This is a genomic window from Pseudarthrobacter sp. MM222 (genome assembly GCF_947090775.1).
GTDB lineage: Bacteria > Actinomycetota > Actinomycetes > Actinomycetales > Micrococcaceae > Arthrobacter.
Genome location: NZ_OX352321.1, coordinates 3,756,348 through 3,770,301 on the forward strand (window position 1 = coordinate 3,756,348; position 13,954 = coordinate 3,770,301).

Annotated in this window: 15 protein-coding genes; 3 read left to right on the forward strand and 12 right to left on the reverse strand. The window is 65.7% G+C overall.

Annotation, left to right across the window (positions count from 1 at the left end; genetic code table 11):
• Positions 1–9 precede the first annotated feature (9 nt).
• Positions 10–795 carry an alpha/beta fold hydrolase gene (locus tag OM977_RS17225; protein ID WP_264355104.1) on the reverse strand — a complete coding sequence of 262 codons (786 nt, stop codon included), beginning with the start codon at positions 793–795 and terminating at the stop codon, positions 10–12.
• A 336-nt stretch (positions 796–1,131) separates the two neighbouring features.
• On the opposite strand from OM977_RS17225, the gene OM977_RS17230 reads away from it, so the two are divergent.
• A complete protein-coding gene (locus OM977_RS17230; RefSeq protein ID WP_264355105.1) occupies positions 1,132–2,052 on the forward strand; it encodes an NmrA family NAD(P)-binding protein in 921 nt (306 codons plus the stop codon).
• A 68-nt stretch (positions 2,053–2,120) separates the two neighbouring features.
• On the forward strand, positions 2,121–2,609 hold the full coding sequence (locus OM977_RS17235) for a hypothetical protein (RefSeq protein ID WP_264355106.1): 489 nt from the start codon (positions 2,121–2,123) through the stop codon (positions 2,607–2,609).
• A 246-nt stretch (positions 2,610–2,855) separates the two neighbouring features.
• On the opposite strand, the gene OM977_RS17240 is transcribed toward OM977_RS17235, so the two are convergent.
• From OM977_RS17240 to OM977_RS17275, 8 genes are all read right to left on the reverse strand, one after another.
• Complete coding sequence (locus OM977_RS17240; protein ID WP_264355107.1) at positions 2,856–3,845, reverse strand: cyclase family protein; 990 nt, start codon at positions 3,843–3,845, stop codon at positions 2,856–2,858.
• Positions 3,842–4,099 (reverse strand): hypothetical protein, encoded by a 258-nt coding sequence (locus OM977_RS17245; protein WP_264355108.1) that lies wholly within the window; start codon positions 4,097–4,099, stop codon positions 3,842–3,844. The genes OM977_RS17240 and OM977_RS17245 overlap by 4 nt, the downstream gene beginning before the upstream one ends.
• A 12-nt stretch (positions 4,100–4,111) precedes the next feature.
• The gene (locus OM977_RS17250) at positions 4,112–5,449 is read right to left on the reverse strand and encodes a TRAP transporter large permease subunit (RefSeq protein WP_264355109.1); all 1,338 of its coding nucleotides are present in this window, start codon (positions 5,447–5,449) and stop codon (positions 4,112–4,114) included.
• A gap of 81 nt (positions 5,450–5,530) precedes the next feature.
• Complete coding sequence (locus OM977_RS17255) at positions 5,531–6,322, reverse strand: NAD(P)-dependent oxidoreductase (protein WP_264355110.1); 792 nt, start codon at positions 6,320–6,322, stop codon at positions 5,531–5,533.
• Positions 6,323–6,339: 17 nt separating this feature from the next.
• On the reverse strand, positions 6,340–6,969 hold the full coding sequence (locus OM977_RS17260) for a methyltransferase (RefSeq protein ID WP_264355111.1): 630 nt from the start codon (positions 6,967–6,969) through the stop codon (positions 6,340–6,342).
• Positions 6,970–7,004: 35 nt separating this feature from the next.
• Positions 7,005–8,006 carry a tripartite tricarboxylate transporter substrate binding protein gene (locus OM977_RS17265; RefSeq protein WP_264355112.1) on the reverse strand — a complete coding sequence of 334 codons (1,002 nt, stop codon included), beginning with the start codon at positions 8,004–8,006 and terminating at the stop codon, positions 7,005–7,007.
• 55 nt (positions 8,007–8,061) lie between these two features.
• Positions 8,062–9,564 carry a tripartite tricarboxylate transporter permease gene (locus tag OM977_RS17270; RefSeq protein WP_264355113.1) on the reverse strand — a complete coding sequence of 501 codons (1,503 nt, stop codon included), beginning with the start codon at positions 9,562–9,564 and terminating at the stop codon, positions 8,062–8,064.
• Positions 9,565–9,566: 2 nt separating this feature from the next.
• Positions 9,567–10,070, reverse strand: a complete 504-nt coding sequence (locus OM977_RS17275) for a tripartite tricarboxylate transporter TctB family protein (protein ID WP_264355114.1) — start codon at positions 10,068–10,070, stop codon at positions 9,567–9,569.
• Positions 10,071–10,191: 121 nt separating this feature from the next.
• Here OM977_RS17275 and OM977_RS17280 point away from each other — a divergent pair, with 121 nt between their 5' ends.
• Positions 10,192–10,992 carry an IclR family transcriptional regulator gene (locus OM977_RS17280; RefSeq protein WP_264355115.1) on the forward strand — a complete coding sequence of 267 codons (801 nt, stop codon included), beginning with the start codon at positions 10,192–10,194 and terminating at the stop codon, positions 10,990–10,992.
• 42 nt (positions 10,993–11,034) lie between these two features.
• Here OM977_RS17280 and OM977_RS17285 read toward each other — a convergent pair whose 3' ends face one another.
• The 3 genes from OM977_RS17285 to OM977_RS17295 form a co-directional block, all read right to left on the reverse strand.
• A complete protein-coding gene (locus OM977_RS17285) occupies positions 11,035–11,355 on the reverse strand; it encodes a GYD domain-containing protein (protein ID WP_264355116.1) in 321 nt (106 codons plus the stop codon).
• Between the two features lie 237 nt (positions 11,356–11,592).
• A complete protein-coding gene (locus OM977_RS17290) occupies positions 11,593–11,733 on the reverse strand; it encodes a hypothetical protein (protein WP_264355117.1) in 141 nt (46 codons plus the stop codon).
• Between the two features lie 135 nt (positions 11,734–11,868).
• Complete coding sequence (locus tag OM977_RS17295; protein WP_264355118.1) at positions 11,869–13,746, reverse strand: GGDEF domain-containing protein; 1,878 nt, start codon at positions 13,744–13,746, stop codon at positions 11,869–11,871.
• Positions 13,747–13,954 lie beyond the last annotated feature (208 nt).

Genomic DNA, 13,954 nt, shown 5'->3' on the forward strand with positions numbered 1-13,954 from the left:
CCGGGTCGGCTACCCGTCGAGGAACCGCAGCAGGAACGGGAGGGTGACATGCAGCGTCCGCAGGTCCCCGCCGCTGGCCGCCTGCTCGCCGAGGTAGTCGCCGTGGCCGCCGGGAACGACCAGCAACCGGGCGCCCGGGATGGCGCGGGCCAGCCGCGCAGCATATTCGGCGCTGACAACGTCACGGTCGGCGCTCACCACCAGCGTGGGGGCCGTGATGGTGCCCAGCTCCTCGTCGGGCCATCCGGCGAAATCCAGGATGCGCCGGCGGTCCAGCTCGAAGAGCCGCTCCAGGTGGCCCGGTTCCGGGTTGAGCCGTCGGTCGGCGTCCTTGTAGATGTCAGGCATGTCATCGAGGGTGGCCTTTGCCATGCCGTCCCAGAACTCGTCCGGTACCGCATCGCGGCTCGCAAAGGTGGACGCGACGATGAGGCGCCGGACCCTGGCGGGATGCCCGAGTGCCAGCGCGATCGCGGTGTGACCGCCGGCGCTGAAGCCCAGCACGTCCACGGTCTCGGCGTGGATCTGGTCCAGGACAGCGAGGATGTCGCCGGCGGAGTTCTCGGCGGTCAGGGGGCGGCTGGTCGGCCGGGTGCGGCCGTGGCCCTCCTCCTCAACAGCAATCACCTGGCGCTGTTCAGCCAGCAGCGGGCTGAGCTCCCCGAAGTTGGTGCCGATGGTGGAACCGCCGCCAGGGATGAGAAGCAGCGGCGGCTTCCCTGGCACCGCATCGCCGTGGACCTCGAAATACATGCGAAGGCCGTGGTTGTCCGCGTAGCCGTGGGCGAAGGTCACACGGCAGTTTAGCCCCGGGCCCAGGCGACGGACAGGCACTTCTGAAAGTCTCCGGAGACCGGGTATGGCTCGAGCGCGATGGCGCCAAGTACTTTCAAGCATTTTCATAAGGTCCTCCGGCGACACTGGGCAGGGCCGGCGGCGGCGAGAGCCCTCTGAGACCGGGGTTCCTCCCCCCCAACCGCCGTCGGCCCCGCGGGCTTCATCGCGGCCACAGGGGACGGCTGGGCCATCGGGGCGTCCGTGGGTCAAACCCGGAATCGCGTCTGCCCTGCCGTTGGTAGTGTCTAAACGACCATCGCCATTCCCCCCAGATCACTCTTTGAGGTGTGAACCATGACCGCTACGACCCCCACCCCGGGCACCGTCCTTCTTGCTGGTGCCACCGGCGATCTCGGCGGGCGGATTCTGCGGAACCTGGTCGCCCTGGGTGCCACCGTCCGGGTCTTGACACGCCAAAAGACCGGCATAACTCAGATTGCGCAGCTACGCGCCCAGGGTGCCGAGGTGATCCAGGCTGATTACGACGACGCGGACGGTCTTCGAAGGGCGTGCACCGGTGTTGATTGCGTGGTCTCCGCGATCAACGGCGTCGGCAGCGCAATCATCGGTGCTCAGTCGCGCTTGTTGGCGGCGGCAGCCGCGGTGGGCGTTCCCCGTTTCATCCCGTCCGATTTTTCCGTCGATTACCGAGGTATCCGGCCTCGGAGCAACCGGAACTTGCAGCTCCGGAGAGACTTCGCACAGGAACTGGACGCAACCGAAATCCGGGCCACGTCGATCCTTAACGGCGCCTTCACCGACATGCTCTCCGGGCAGGCGCCAATGATCCTGTTCTCCCGGCGCCGTGTGCTCTACTGGTCCGACCCCGACCAGGTGCTCGACTTCACCACCAAAGACGACACGGCCACCTACACCGCCGCCGCCGCCCTCGACGAGCGGGCGCCACGTGTCCTCCAGATCGCCGGGGACCAGGTCACGGCAAGGACCCTGGCAGCCACCATGACCGAACTGACCGGCACACAATTCCGGCTCCTCTATGCGGGCAGCGTTGGTTCCCTGACTACTATGAGTCGGGCCGTCAGGGCCCTCGCGCCGGCCTCTAACGAGCCGTTCCCGCCGTGGCAGGGCATGCAGTACTTCGCGAGCATGTTCAGCGGAGACGCGAATCTGCGTTACACAAACAACGACCGGTACGGCAGCCGGGAATGGATGACCGCCCGGGACGTCCTGGCGGAGCACCGCCAGCTAAGCTGACCGTGCAAACCGTCCGCGGCCGCCGGATCGGTAGGCGCAGCCACACGCGCACGTGGAAGTATTGACGAATGACTACCGATAACGATGCTGCCAACAACCTTCCGGCGAACGCACCCGGCACGGAGCCCGCCGCCGAGCTCAGCCGCGAGTGGGGCCATATCGGGGCCATCATTGTCGACGCGACGTTGCAGCGCCGGCAAAATTACCACGCAACCGTCCGGCCGCGCATTGTCGCCCTGCTAGAGGCATGGCCGGATGCCGACATCACCAGCGGATTCCGGCGGCGCCTCGATACCGGGGAACTCTCTGAAGTTATCAGCTGGCCGTCGCCTGGCCGCCTTGCCCAGGTAGAGGACATCACGCGTGTTTTCGAAAGCCAGGGCATCGAAACAGTGGGTGACCTCCGCGACCAACTTGGCGATCAGGCCCAGCGGGCCGTTCTCCGGGAGGCCCTGGCGGCCGTGCGCCACGTCAGTCCCAAGACGCTGGATTACTTTGACACCCTGAGCGGAATCACAACGGGCGCGGCCGTCAAGGAACGGGAAATCGGAGAGTAACCCAGGACGCTGGCGACGTGGACTTGTCCTATGGGCTATCGGAGACAACGGTCGTTGCGACTCCCACAACTTGGGGAGAGCCGCCACGCGGACTCGGCTGCACCCCAGCTCGCCGCGGCCACGGCCTAAGCGCTACAGCACACGGTTTTTGCGGACGACGGCGGGAAGTCCCCGCCGTCGTCCTGTTGTTGGCACCGGTGATGTCGGTACCGTAGTTCCTTCGCGAGGCAGCTGGAGCCGCGGGCATCAAACCACCGCCGTGGCATTGGCCGGTGACCCGGTTCCTCCGGTGATGTTGAGCGGCTTGATGCTGAGGAATGCGTCCCAATTGCCGGTGGTTTGCATGTGCCGGCTGAGGGGTCCAAGCCGCCACAGTTCGCCCAGGGGCATGCCGAGTTTCGCGAGGAGTTGCTGGTGCATCATGCCGCGGTCGTTCGGGGCAGAGTGAAGGAACGGACTGTCGGGCACAGGGGGCAGGCATTCGAAGGCGAAATTGTCGGCTGCGACGAGTGCGAGTTGGTGGTCCCAGGCCCAGGCGACGAATTCCTGTGACTGGGCAACGCCAGAGGCCCGCCGGCCATCTCTGGCCCGCTGTTTTTTCTCCAACGATAGGGCCAGGAACCACTCGCACCAGCCGGTGTGGAGCATGAGGACATCCCCCGGGCGGATGCTGAGGGACTGTGCCTCCATGGCTTCCTGGATCAGGGCGAGGCTGAGCGGTTCCCCGTTTGCGTGGTCTACGGGATTGCCCTGGCCGGCGCGGTACCCGTGGAGGTCCACCAGCACTCCCCTGCTGACGATGGGCTTTTCTGCCCATTCCTGGATGCCCAGGTCCGGTGTGCCTTCCGTGATCCGGGCATCGGGGGTGCCGTTGTAGAAGCCGACGTCGTCCGCCCGGCGGTGCCTGAGCCCGTCGATCTGGGTGGAGCCCTGGAGGTAGTATCCGTCCACGTAATCATCCCGGTGGGCCGGGTGTGAGGAGTAGATGGTGTGGCGTGGGGCCGTGCGTCTGATCGACATTCCGGGATCGAAGGCATCGGCCGGGTAGTCCAAACCAAAGACGGCGCCGCTCCTGATGCAGTTTTTGGCCCTCAGGATGGCGTCCTGGGCGATGAAGGAAGGTGTTCCGCGGTCGGGTTCCGGAAACAGGCCCCAGGAGGTCCCGGCGAGCCCGCCCTCCCGTTCCAGAAGCCGCTCGAAGGTGGGGTAGGTCGCTGTGTCCGTGCTTTCTGTCATCGCGTGGTCGCTTCCTGGGCGGCCTGGCCCTGTTTCTGGGGATGCTTGTAGCTCAGGAGGAATCCGGCGATCGCGCACACCGACGCGGCAAAGCACATCGGGGTCTTGACCGATTGGTCAAAGAAATTCAGCCATTCGCCTTGGCCTGCGATCAGGGCGATGGCCTGGCCGGTCACGAACATCACCCCGCCCAGGAGGAGGGCTGCGAGGGTCAGGACGAAAATGACCTCGATGGCTCGTTTGATCTGCTGCATGGGTTGGTTCCTTTAGATGGGCAGGACGCCGACGATGATCAGCACGCCGATGCCCAGCAGCGGCAGGGCGTAATGGGTGAGCAGGCGGGCGAAGGTTTTGATGGGGTCCACGTCCGCGATGCCGCAGGCGACATAGAGCGGTGCGCCTCCGGGCGGGACGGCGGCTTCGCAGGAGGAGAAGACCAGCACGGCGACGGCGGCGGTGGTCGCTGGGACGCCGGCGGCAACGAGCGTGGCGACGCCGACGGTTCCGACGGCGGCCATCGTGGCCGTCGCTGAGAGCGGCGCAGCGACGGCGATGACGATCAGCCCGATCAGGATGGCCAACAGCCAGAGGGGAAGGTTCATCTGGTTGAGCAACTCTGTCATCTGTTTCGGGAGGCCGGTGGCGGCGAGTGAGTTGGCCCCCGCGAAGGCAAATACCACGGTGACGCCGACGACGCCGAACCTCGGAGCGGATTCCTGCAGCAGCCCCCACCAGGCACGCCCGCTGTCCGGGAGCCGTTTCCTGCCCAGGAGGGCCCCCGTGATGATGAGGACCACCGGGATCCAGACGATGACGCTGACGGACTTGGTGATGTCCCCGCCGGTCCAGTCCGACAGTGCCGTGGCTACGGCACCGGAAGTGATGATCAGCGGGATGGCCACCACGACGAACAGCAGCAATGTCGCCCAGCCGCGGCCGAACGCCGCCCGGACGGGCAGCCGGTGCGCGGCATCCAGGGGCGCCATCCCGCTCTTGCGGATCAGCAGCCAGGTGACGATCAGCCGGTGCAAAAAGCACCACAGTCCCCCGATGAGCAGCGGCAGGAAGAGCTCGTTGACCTCTAACAGCGGCCCCACCGTGGCGGAACCGACGAGGACGAACATCGAGGCGCTGAACGGAAACGTGATGCCCATTCCAGCGTTTCCCGCCACGAGCGTCGCCGCCGAGGGCTTGTCGAGCCGGGATTTCTCCATCCACGGGATGGTTACGGAGCCCACGGTCGCGGCGATGGCGGCCTGGTTGTGGACAACCCCGCCGAGGCCGGCGGACGCCAGGGTCGAGACCCAGGCGGGTCCGCCCCTGACGCCACCGATCAGGGAATTCAGCAGGTCGATGAGCCTGTCCAGCACCCCGGTTTTGTCCAGCAGGTATCCCATGAAGACGAAGGCCATGGTGGCGTACACGATTTCGTCCGTTACTGCGGAATACAGCGCGGCCCATCCGGTCTGTACAGCGGCGGCACCGGTGAACGGAAGCACCATAAGGAAGCCAAGGATCATGGCCTCCCCGACGCTGCGCTTGATCAGTGTTGTCCAGAGCAGAATGGTGGCGAGGTAGGCTCCAAGGGCCCAGATGCCGATCATGCTGCCGCTCCTGACGGGGATTTCGTTGCCGGTGGAAGGTTCACCGTTATTACCTGTTCCTGATTCTGCCTGATGCCGGGATCAGCGCAAGGCCGGTGCCGTCTGGTCGGCTTCCGCGGCGATGCGCGTAAGGGCTGCGGCTGAGGCAGTGGTCATTTCCGCGGGGACTCCCAGGTCCGCCGACAGGTAGCTGGCGGTATCCTGCATCTCCTTGGAGCGGCGCAGGGCGTGCTTGGCCGTCCCGGTGAGGAACCTGTCGATGACGGCCTGGCCGTCGCCGGCGAGCTGACGGGCTATCTGGGCCCGGATCCAGTCCTCCAGTCCGGCGGCGCGTCCGGCCGTGACGGCTTCGACTACCACGGAGGCCATGCCTTTCATCAGGACGCTGCGGAGGAGTTTGTGGGCCATGGCTGCCCCGGGTTCCCCGTCGGCGATTTCTACCTCGGCGCCCAGCGGGGACAGCAGGCAGGCGATGGCCTGGGCGCCCGGGCCGCTGACCATCAGCGGGGTCTTCGCTCCCTGGGTGGGGACGGGTCCAAGAATTGCGACGTCGGCGAAGAGCGCTGAGCCGGACAGCCGTCCCAGTTCCTGCATGACGTGCGGTGAGGAGGAGGTGAAGTCGGCGTAGCAGCTGCCTGGCGGCAGTACCGGCAGGCATTCCCGGGCGACGCCCCGCGCGGCGGCCGCTCCGGTGAGGACCAGAACCACATCCGCGCCGAGGCAGGCTTCGGCCGCGGTTGCCGCCCGGTTGACGCCTGCCGGGGTGGAGGGGGCGACGGGATCAAATCCTGTGACGCTGTGGCCTGCGGCGACGAGGGCCGCCGCGTAGGTGGCCCCTGCTTCGCCGAGGCCGATGACGGTGCACGCTGTCATGGTTTGTGTCTTTCTGATTAGGGACGGTCAGCGATGATGGCTGCACGGCGGTCGGTTTCGTCGGCATAGACCGCTTCGGCGGCTTCGGCCACGTTCGCGGCCTGCTCCCGGGGGATGACGACGACGCCGTCAGAGTCACCGATGATGACGTCACCGGGCAGGACTGGGACGCCGCCGAAGGAGATGGGCGTTCCCAGACGGGAGGGCCCGTTCTTGTAGGGTCCCGCGGGGGTGATGGCGCGGGCGAAGACGGGCATGCCAATCTCGCCGAGGGCTTCGGCGTCGCGGGCTGCCCCGTCCAGTGCGAACCCGGCCAGGCCCAGATTGATGGCCCGCTCCCCGATGAGTTCACCCAGCAGTGCACGGGATTCGTCCCCGCCGCCGCAGACCACAATGATGTCTCCCGGGCGCGCGAGCTGCAGTGCGCGGTGGATGCCCTGGTTGTCTCCGGGACGGGTCCAGACGGTGAAGGCGGGCCCGGCGAGCCGGGCGCCGGGCCAGATCGCCTGGATGGCTGAGTCGGCGACTCCGAGCCGGTCCATGGCGTCGCCGATGTTGGCGGCGGGCAGTTTGGCGAGGCGTTCGATCACATCCCGGTCAGGGCGGGGGAAGTCTGCGTCAATGTCCTCAAGGACGGGAGTTGTCATGGTGGATTCTTCCGTAGTGTCTGGCGGGAGGAGGGTCAGTCTTTTTTCTGGACCAGTGGGAGGACCTTTTTGAAGTCCTCTTCCTGCCCGGCCCAGAACTGTTCGTAGTCTTTGCCGGAGAGGTAGCTGGTCTGCAGGCCGAGGTCCTTCATTTTTTGGACGACGGCCGGGTCCTCGACGGCCTTCTGGAGGGCCGCTTCGAGCTTCTTGGCGACGGCTTCGGGGAGACCGGCCGGTGCGGAGTAGCCGCGGGCGGTTCCGGCTTCCACCTCGTAGCCTGATTCCTTAAAGGTGGGAACGTCCGGAAGTGCCGGCGAACGTTCCGCAGTCATGATTCCTAGGACGCGGGCCTTGCCCTGTTTCGTCAGGTCGTTCACGTCGCTGACGTTGGCGACGAGGATGTCGACGTGCTTTCCGAGAAATGCTGTGGTGGCTTGGGAAGCGCCCTCGGAGAAGTGCACCGGCGCGAACTCGGCGCCGGTAGTTTCCTGGATCTGGGCCAATGCGAAGTGTTCTCCGGTCTGCAGCCCGGTGGTGCTGGCGGTCATGGACTTCGGAGCGGCCTTGGCGGCGTCGAGGAGGTCTTTGAGTGTCTTGTACGGGCTGTCGGGCTGCACGGCGATCACGGCAGGGTCGATGACCTGCCGGCCGAGGGGCTGGAAGCTGCTGCGGGTGTATTTGGCGCCGCGGCTGGGATCCAGCGGCGAAACGACCACTGACGGCGAGCCGGTGGCGCCGATGGTGTAGCCGTCGGGCTTGGCGCTGGTCAGCTGCGTGTAGCCGATCTGTCCGCCGGCGCCGGGCTTGTTGATGACCTCGACGTTGGTGCCGAGTTCTTTCTCCAGGATCGGCTGGACCAGCCGCGCTGCGGTGTCCACGGCCCCGCCGGAGGAGAAAGCTACGACAATGTCGATGGACTTGCCTTTTTTCGGGAAGTCGTCCCCGGCTGTGTTGGCGGTGCCGGCGTTGGCGCCGCAACCGGTGAGGGCGATGAGGGTTGCTGCGGCGAAGGCTGCGGCGATGCGTGTGCGGGTCAAGGTTCTTCTCCTTTGAAGGGTGAAACTGTTGGTCGGTCGGGGATAGGTGGTTGGTTTAGGTTTCGGGGTCTTCCATGAGTGCTCTGGGCTTGCGGAGCTTGAGCAGTGGACTGCAGATGATCAGGACACCCAGACCGATCAGAACCATGGAAATGGGGCGGTTGACGAAGATGCCGAAGTCGCCTTGGGAGATTTCCAGGGATTCACGCAGCGAGCGTTCCATCAACGGTCCGAGCACGAGAGTGAGCACCATCGGGGCGAGCGGGATATCCAGGTGCCGCAGGGCGAGGCCTAGGAGCCCGAAGCCGATCATCACGAAAACGTCGAAGACGCTGAAATTGATCGTGTAGGCGCCGATAACCATAAAGAGCAGGATCAGTGCGGTCAGAATCGATGACGGTACGCGGAGGATGGACGTCCAGAGACCGACCAGCGGAACGTTCAGGAGCAGCAACAACAGGTTGCCGATGAACAGGCTTGCGATGATTGCCCAGGCGATGTCGGAGTGGTCGGTAAAGAGGGCCGGTCCGGGGGTCAGCCCCTGCTGGAGGAAGGCTCCCATCAGCACGGCGATGGTCGGGGAGGCGGGGATGCCCAAGGTGAACAACGGGATCAGTGCGGCGTTGGCGTGAGCGTTGTTGGCTGTTTCGGGGCCGGCGACACCTTCAACGGCACCCTTGCCGAGTTCGTGGCGGTGGCGGGAGAACTTCTTTTCCGCACCGTAGGAGAGCAGGGAGGCGACGGAGCCGGTCATTCCCGGGATCAGGCCCAGGCCGAAGCCGATGCCGGTGCCGCGGGCCATGGCGGGGGCGCTGCGGCGCAAGTCCATCCGCGACGGAAGGAGGGACCGGAGACCCGGTGCGTGCACAACGGGGGTGTGCGAGTCTTTGCGGTAGGAAAGGATTTCCGAAAGCCCGAAGACGCCGACGATGACGGCCACGAAACTGACGCCGTCCAGGAGTCGGTCCATTCCGAAGGTGAAGCGCGGGGCTCCGGCGACCGGGTCGATGCCAACCATGGAGATCAGCAGCCCGAGGGCCCCGGAGATCAGGGCTTTGACCATTGACTTGCCGGCGAGGGCCACAAGCAGGGAGATGCCGACGACCATCAGGGCGAAGAATTCTGGAGGTCCGATAAGCAGGCCCAGTTCGCCAAGTGGTTTGGCGGCCGCAACCAGTCCGAGGGTCGCAATGGTTCCGCCAACGAAGGATCCGACGGCGGCAATGGTCAGCGCGGCCCCGGCCTTGCCCATCTTGGTCATGGCGTAGCCGTCGATGGTGGTGATGGCCGAGGCCGCTTCCCCCGGCGTGTTGAGCAGGACGCTCGTGATCGTGCCGCCGTATTGGGTGCCGTAAAAGATGGCACAGAGCATGATGATGGAGCCCGTGGCATCGAGGTTGAGCGTAAGTGGGATGAGCAGAGCCACGCCTGCGACAGGTCCAATGCCTGGCAGTACGCCGATGATTGTTCCCAGCAGGCAGCCGCAAAAGGCAAAGATCAGGTTTTGCCACGTCATGGCGGCGGCAAAGCCGCCCAGCAGTTCGTTGAGTGTGTCCACGTCTAGAGTCCGATCAGGTTCAGCGGAGGGAGAGCCGAGACGGGCAGCGCCACGTTCAGGCCGTAGTTGAAGGCGTAGAAGGCGCCGATGCTTCCGGCGAGCGCGGTGATCAGCGAGGAAATCCAGGTCCTTCGGCCGCGCACTTTCAGGTGGTACATGAGGAACAGGAACATGCTCAGCTGAAAGCCGAGGAGGTCCATGACCGCGGCGAGAATGGCGAGGCTGACGACCACGGCGAGGACCAGACCGCGGTCGGCGCCTTCGGTGGTCTCGCTGGGGTGCCGCATTTCCTGGAGCAGCCAGACGATGGACATCGAGGCGAGCACGCAGCCCATGGCGAAGGGAAAAAGTCCGGGCCCGGGGCCCAGCGACGTCCATAGTCCAAGTCCGGTCGAACTCACAAGGACGTAAACGCCCACCGCAACGAACGCGCCAATGCCCACCAGTACAGACGGAGCGACGCGGGCAGCGCGCTCGGGTTTAGTCAGTAGTGACTCCGTTGTCATCGTTTCCTTCTTACGTTCCGTGGATGTTCATTTCATAGAATGAAAGAACATTGCGTCTGAAGAAATAGTGACAGGAGACACAAAGCCTGTCAAGCGCAAGGAACTTACATAGAATGGAAAAATGACGGTGACTTCCACGCACTCAGCCAGCTCTGCCGAGGATGGCCCAAAGACCGGGAACATGCGCTCGTTGTCCAGGGCAATGGAGGTCTTTGCCGAACTGCAGCGCGCGGACCGGCCTCAGCGCCTCAGTGATCTGGCCAGGACGTGTGGCATGAGCCTGCCGACCACACTCCGGATCTTGCGGGTCCTTCAGGATTTCGGCATGGTCAGCCAGACGGACAAGTCCTACCGGATCGGGCCCGCGGTCCTGCCGGCAGCGCGGAGCTACTTGGAGAACGATCCCCTCGTCGTTGCCGCGCGCCCCATCCTGCAACAGGTGGCTTCCCAGACGGGACTCACCGCGTCCCTGTACACACGGCTTGGCTTTGAAAGAATCCTGGTGGCGCGCGTCGACGGCGAATCGCCCCTCCGCTACGACCTGCCTCTGGGAAAGCGCCTTCCCCTCACAGTCGGGGCGGCCGGGAAAATCCTGCTGGCAACGGTTTCGGAGGCAGAACTCCAGCAGGTAGCGGCGGCAGCGGTTGCGGCCGGGCACGAAGAAGGTACGTTTACGGCCGACGGGCTGCGCGCGCGCCTGCCCGAGCCGGGAGTCGACTACGCCTATTCAGCAGATGAGCGGGCCACTGGGGTCCTCTCGGTCGCCGTCGCCGTGCCGAACAGGGTCGGCCGTCCCAGCGAATCCCTTGCCCTGACCAGTCCCGTCGAGACGGCCACCGAGGCCGGCCTGAAAGCCGGAGTTCCCGAACTCCGGCGGGCCGCCGCCCGGCTCTCGGAACTGCTGGAGGGGTCTGTTTACTAGAAGGGCCCGCGCCCCGCCGCCTGGCGGTGTTGGTGGGCCCCGTTACTGGCCGGGCGCCCGGTAGGAAGGTGCCTTGCCCACCGCGGCGTCGATATCTTCCGGCGTCATGAGCGGTGTGAGGCGCAGATCTACGGCGCCGCTGGAATTGATCATCAGGGAAAGGGCGACAGCGCTGGGCTGATCGGGGATGTCAAAGACTCCCAGGACGTCCGTCTCGCCGAACGCGTAGTAGATGCATTCCAGTGATCCCCCGACGGACTCCAAGGCCTTGACGACTGCGTCCCGGCGCTTGGACCCACCCTCCTGCAGGAGGCCCTTCATCCCCTCGCCCACATAGTTCGCCTGGAAAAAATACTTGGTCATGGCTGGCTCCTGCTCTGCTCTGGCCCAGAACGCGAACCTATCCGCACGCCCAGTACATCGGATGAGTGAAGGGTTCCGGAGATTTCCCCGAGAGGGGTTGTGGGCTGAGTGTAGGCCTCTCCCCGGAAACTGACAACGGTCGGCGAAACTGACAATGGTCGGCGGTCCCGGTTTCGGGTCGCCCTCCGGCAGAGTTGGCGGGGAGTGGCTCATGAGGCGTGCAAACAATCGAGCGTCCTAGATGTTCTCCAGTGTCAGCGCCGGCGGCGAGCTTCCGTCTATGTCCAGTACACCGAATTCCTTCGCGACCGCGGCTGCGACAAGCACCTGTCCGGTCCGCGCCATCAGGTCCAGATCGTGGAACAGCGCGTTGATCACGCGGCCGATGAACTCGGGGCTTTCGCTGGTCGAGAGAGTGCCGCGGGGTCATCATCCGCGAGTCTCTCGGGTCAGGGAGTCCCGTGGATGGCACTCTCGGCGTCCAGGTCGTCTGCCCCGCTTCGGGACGGGTGCTCATCCAGGACGGGGAGGTGGGTGTTGAGTCCGACCGGCTGCGGCGCCGGCCGGCCCAGCAGATAGCCCTGTCCGGCCAGTACGGGCTGCCGTGCGGTGCCGCTGTGTCCGGGCTGCAGCAGGGTTGAGAGCATCTGGTGTTCCTCGATGCCTTCGGCGACAACCCACCCCCCGCTCTGCCCGACAAAGGTCATGGCCGCAGCCACGGTGGCCGCCGATGAGGGGGTCTTTGCCGAGCCGGGCGATGACCTCCCCGTCGATCTTGATGATGTCGAACCGGACAAGGGTCAGCGCGCGCAGCCCGGCGTTGCTCCTGCCCATGTCGTCAAGGGCCAGCCGGAAGCCCCGCTCGTGTGCCCGGGTGAGAGTGCGGATCGGTTCGGCGTGGTCCAGGCCAGCCTGTTCGGTCACCTCCAGAACGACGTCTTCGGGTTCCAGACCGGCGGCGGCCAGCTCGGCGGTGAGAGCGTCGATGTCAAGGTGGGTCAGAGCGTCCGGATGGATGTTCATGAATAGCAGACCGTCCCACCGCCGGGCCTTCACTGCTGTGAGGACCTCCCGCCGTGCCCGGGCGTCCAGCGCTGCTGCCAGACCGAGGCGTTCGGCGAGCTCGAAAGCCTCTTGGGGTCCCGAGATTGGGGAATCTGTCGGCAACCGCAGCAGCGCCTCGTGGGCCAGCACGACACCGCGGCGCAGGTCCCAGATCGGCTGGAACGCCACCGTGATGGGGCTGTTGTCGGCAACAAGCGCCGTCAGGGCCTCGATCTTCTCGGCACTGACGGTGTGTCCCGCCGCCATGGACCCGAAGGTGACGCTTTGGCGGCGTCCCCGCCGCTTGGCCTCATAGAGGGCAGCGTCGGCGCGCTCCCAGAGTTCCTGCAGCGCCGCAGGATCCGCCACGGTGCTCGAAGCGATGCCAGCGCTGAAGGTCACGCCGGTGAACCTGCCGAGCAAGGCGGTCCGGACCCGCTCCAGGGCCTCGGCTGCCCCGTACTCATCGAGACCGGGCAGTATGACGGCGAACTCATCCCCGCCCAGCCGGAACGCAGTGTCCGAGGCGCGCAGTTCCGCAAAGGAGTCCGCGAAACCAGTGAGGACGCGGTCGCCGTAACTGTGGCCGAGACGGTCGTTGATCCGCTTGAAGTTGTCCAGATCGAGCAGAGCCAGCGTCACGGGCGTGGCTGCCCCGCGCGTCAGGGCCGATTCCAAAGCCGGCCGGAAAGGGCGCCGGCTGGCCAGCCCGGTCAGCGCGTCCTCGTCAGCCTCCCGCTGCGCCCGCAGCTGACGGAGATGCAGCGTCCGGCCACCCAGCATGTAGGACAGCGGGATGGCACAGAGTACCGCAACGAGCAGTCCCAGCAGGCCACGCTGCCGCTGGTCGGCGACCAGCTCCGAGATGATGTCAGGGTGCTGGTCGATGTTCAGGATCAGCGTCGCGCCCGGTGCCGACACCGGAATGAAGAACTCGTATGCATCGACGGATGCGTCGTGGTCCGCGAGTTCTTCGGTCTCGACAGCCGCCGTGCCGGTGGACGCCACCTCGGCGAGCCGCTCCGGATCGGCCCTGGTCCGGCCGGGTTCCTTCCCCGCCTCCGCAAACAGTCGACCGTCCGCGGCGAACAAACCCGCATACACAGTGCCGTAACCGTGTTTGATGTGGTCCAGTTCGGCAGCAATCGCCGCATCCCGAATCGCCGGGTCAGAATTCGCCGCCAGGGCTTCTTCGAGTTGCTCCGACAGGGCCCCATAGTTCCGCAAGGAGTCCTGGAGCCCGCGATCAACGATCTGCTGCTGCGCCACGCCGAACTCCACGAGGCCGGCGAGCAGTACCGCCGAGGACACCGCGAGTACCCACCGGACCAGGAACGGCAAACCCACCGACCGGAAACTCCGCCTCCTCGCTGCACGTGCCCCGCCCGTGGCCAGCCCACCTGCATCACCCGTATGCGTGCCCGCAAAAATCCGGTGATAATCCATAGCGCCCCCAATAGCCCCCAGCCAGCCCGCCAGCTCCGGCGACGGATACCCCCAAACATAGCCGCACAGGGCCCGGCCGGGGCTTTCATGCGGAAAACATGCCGAAACC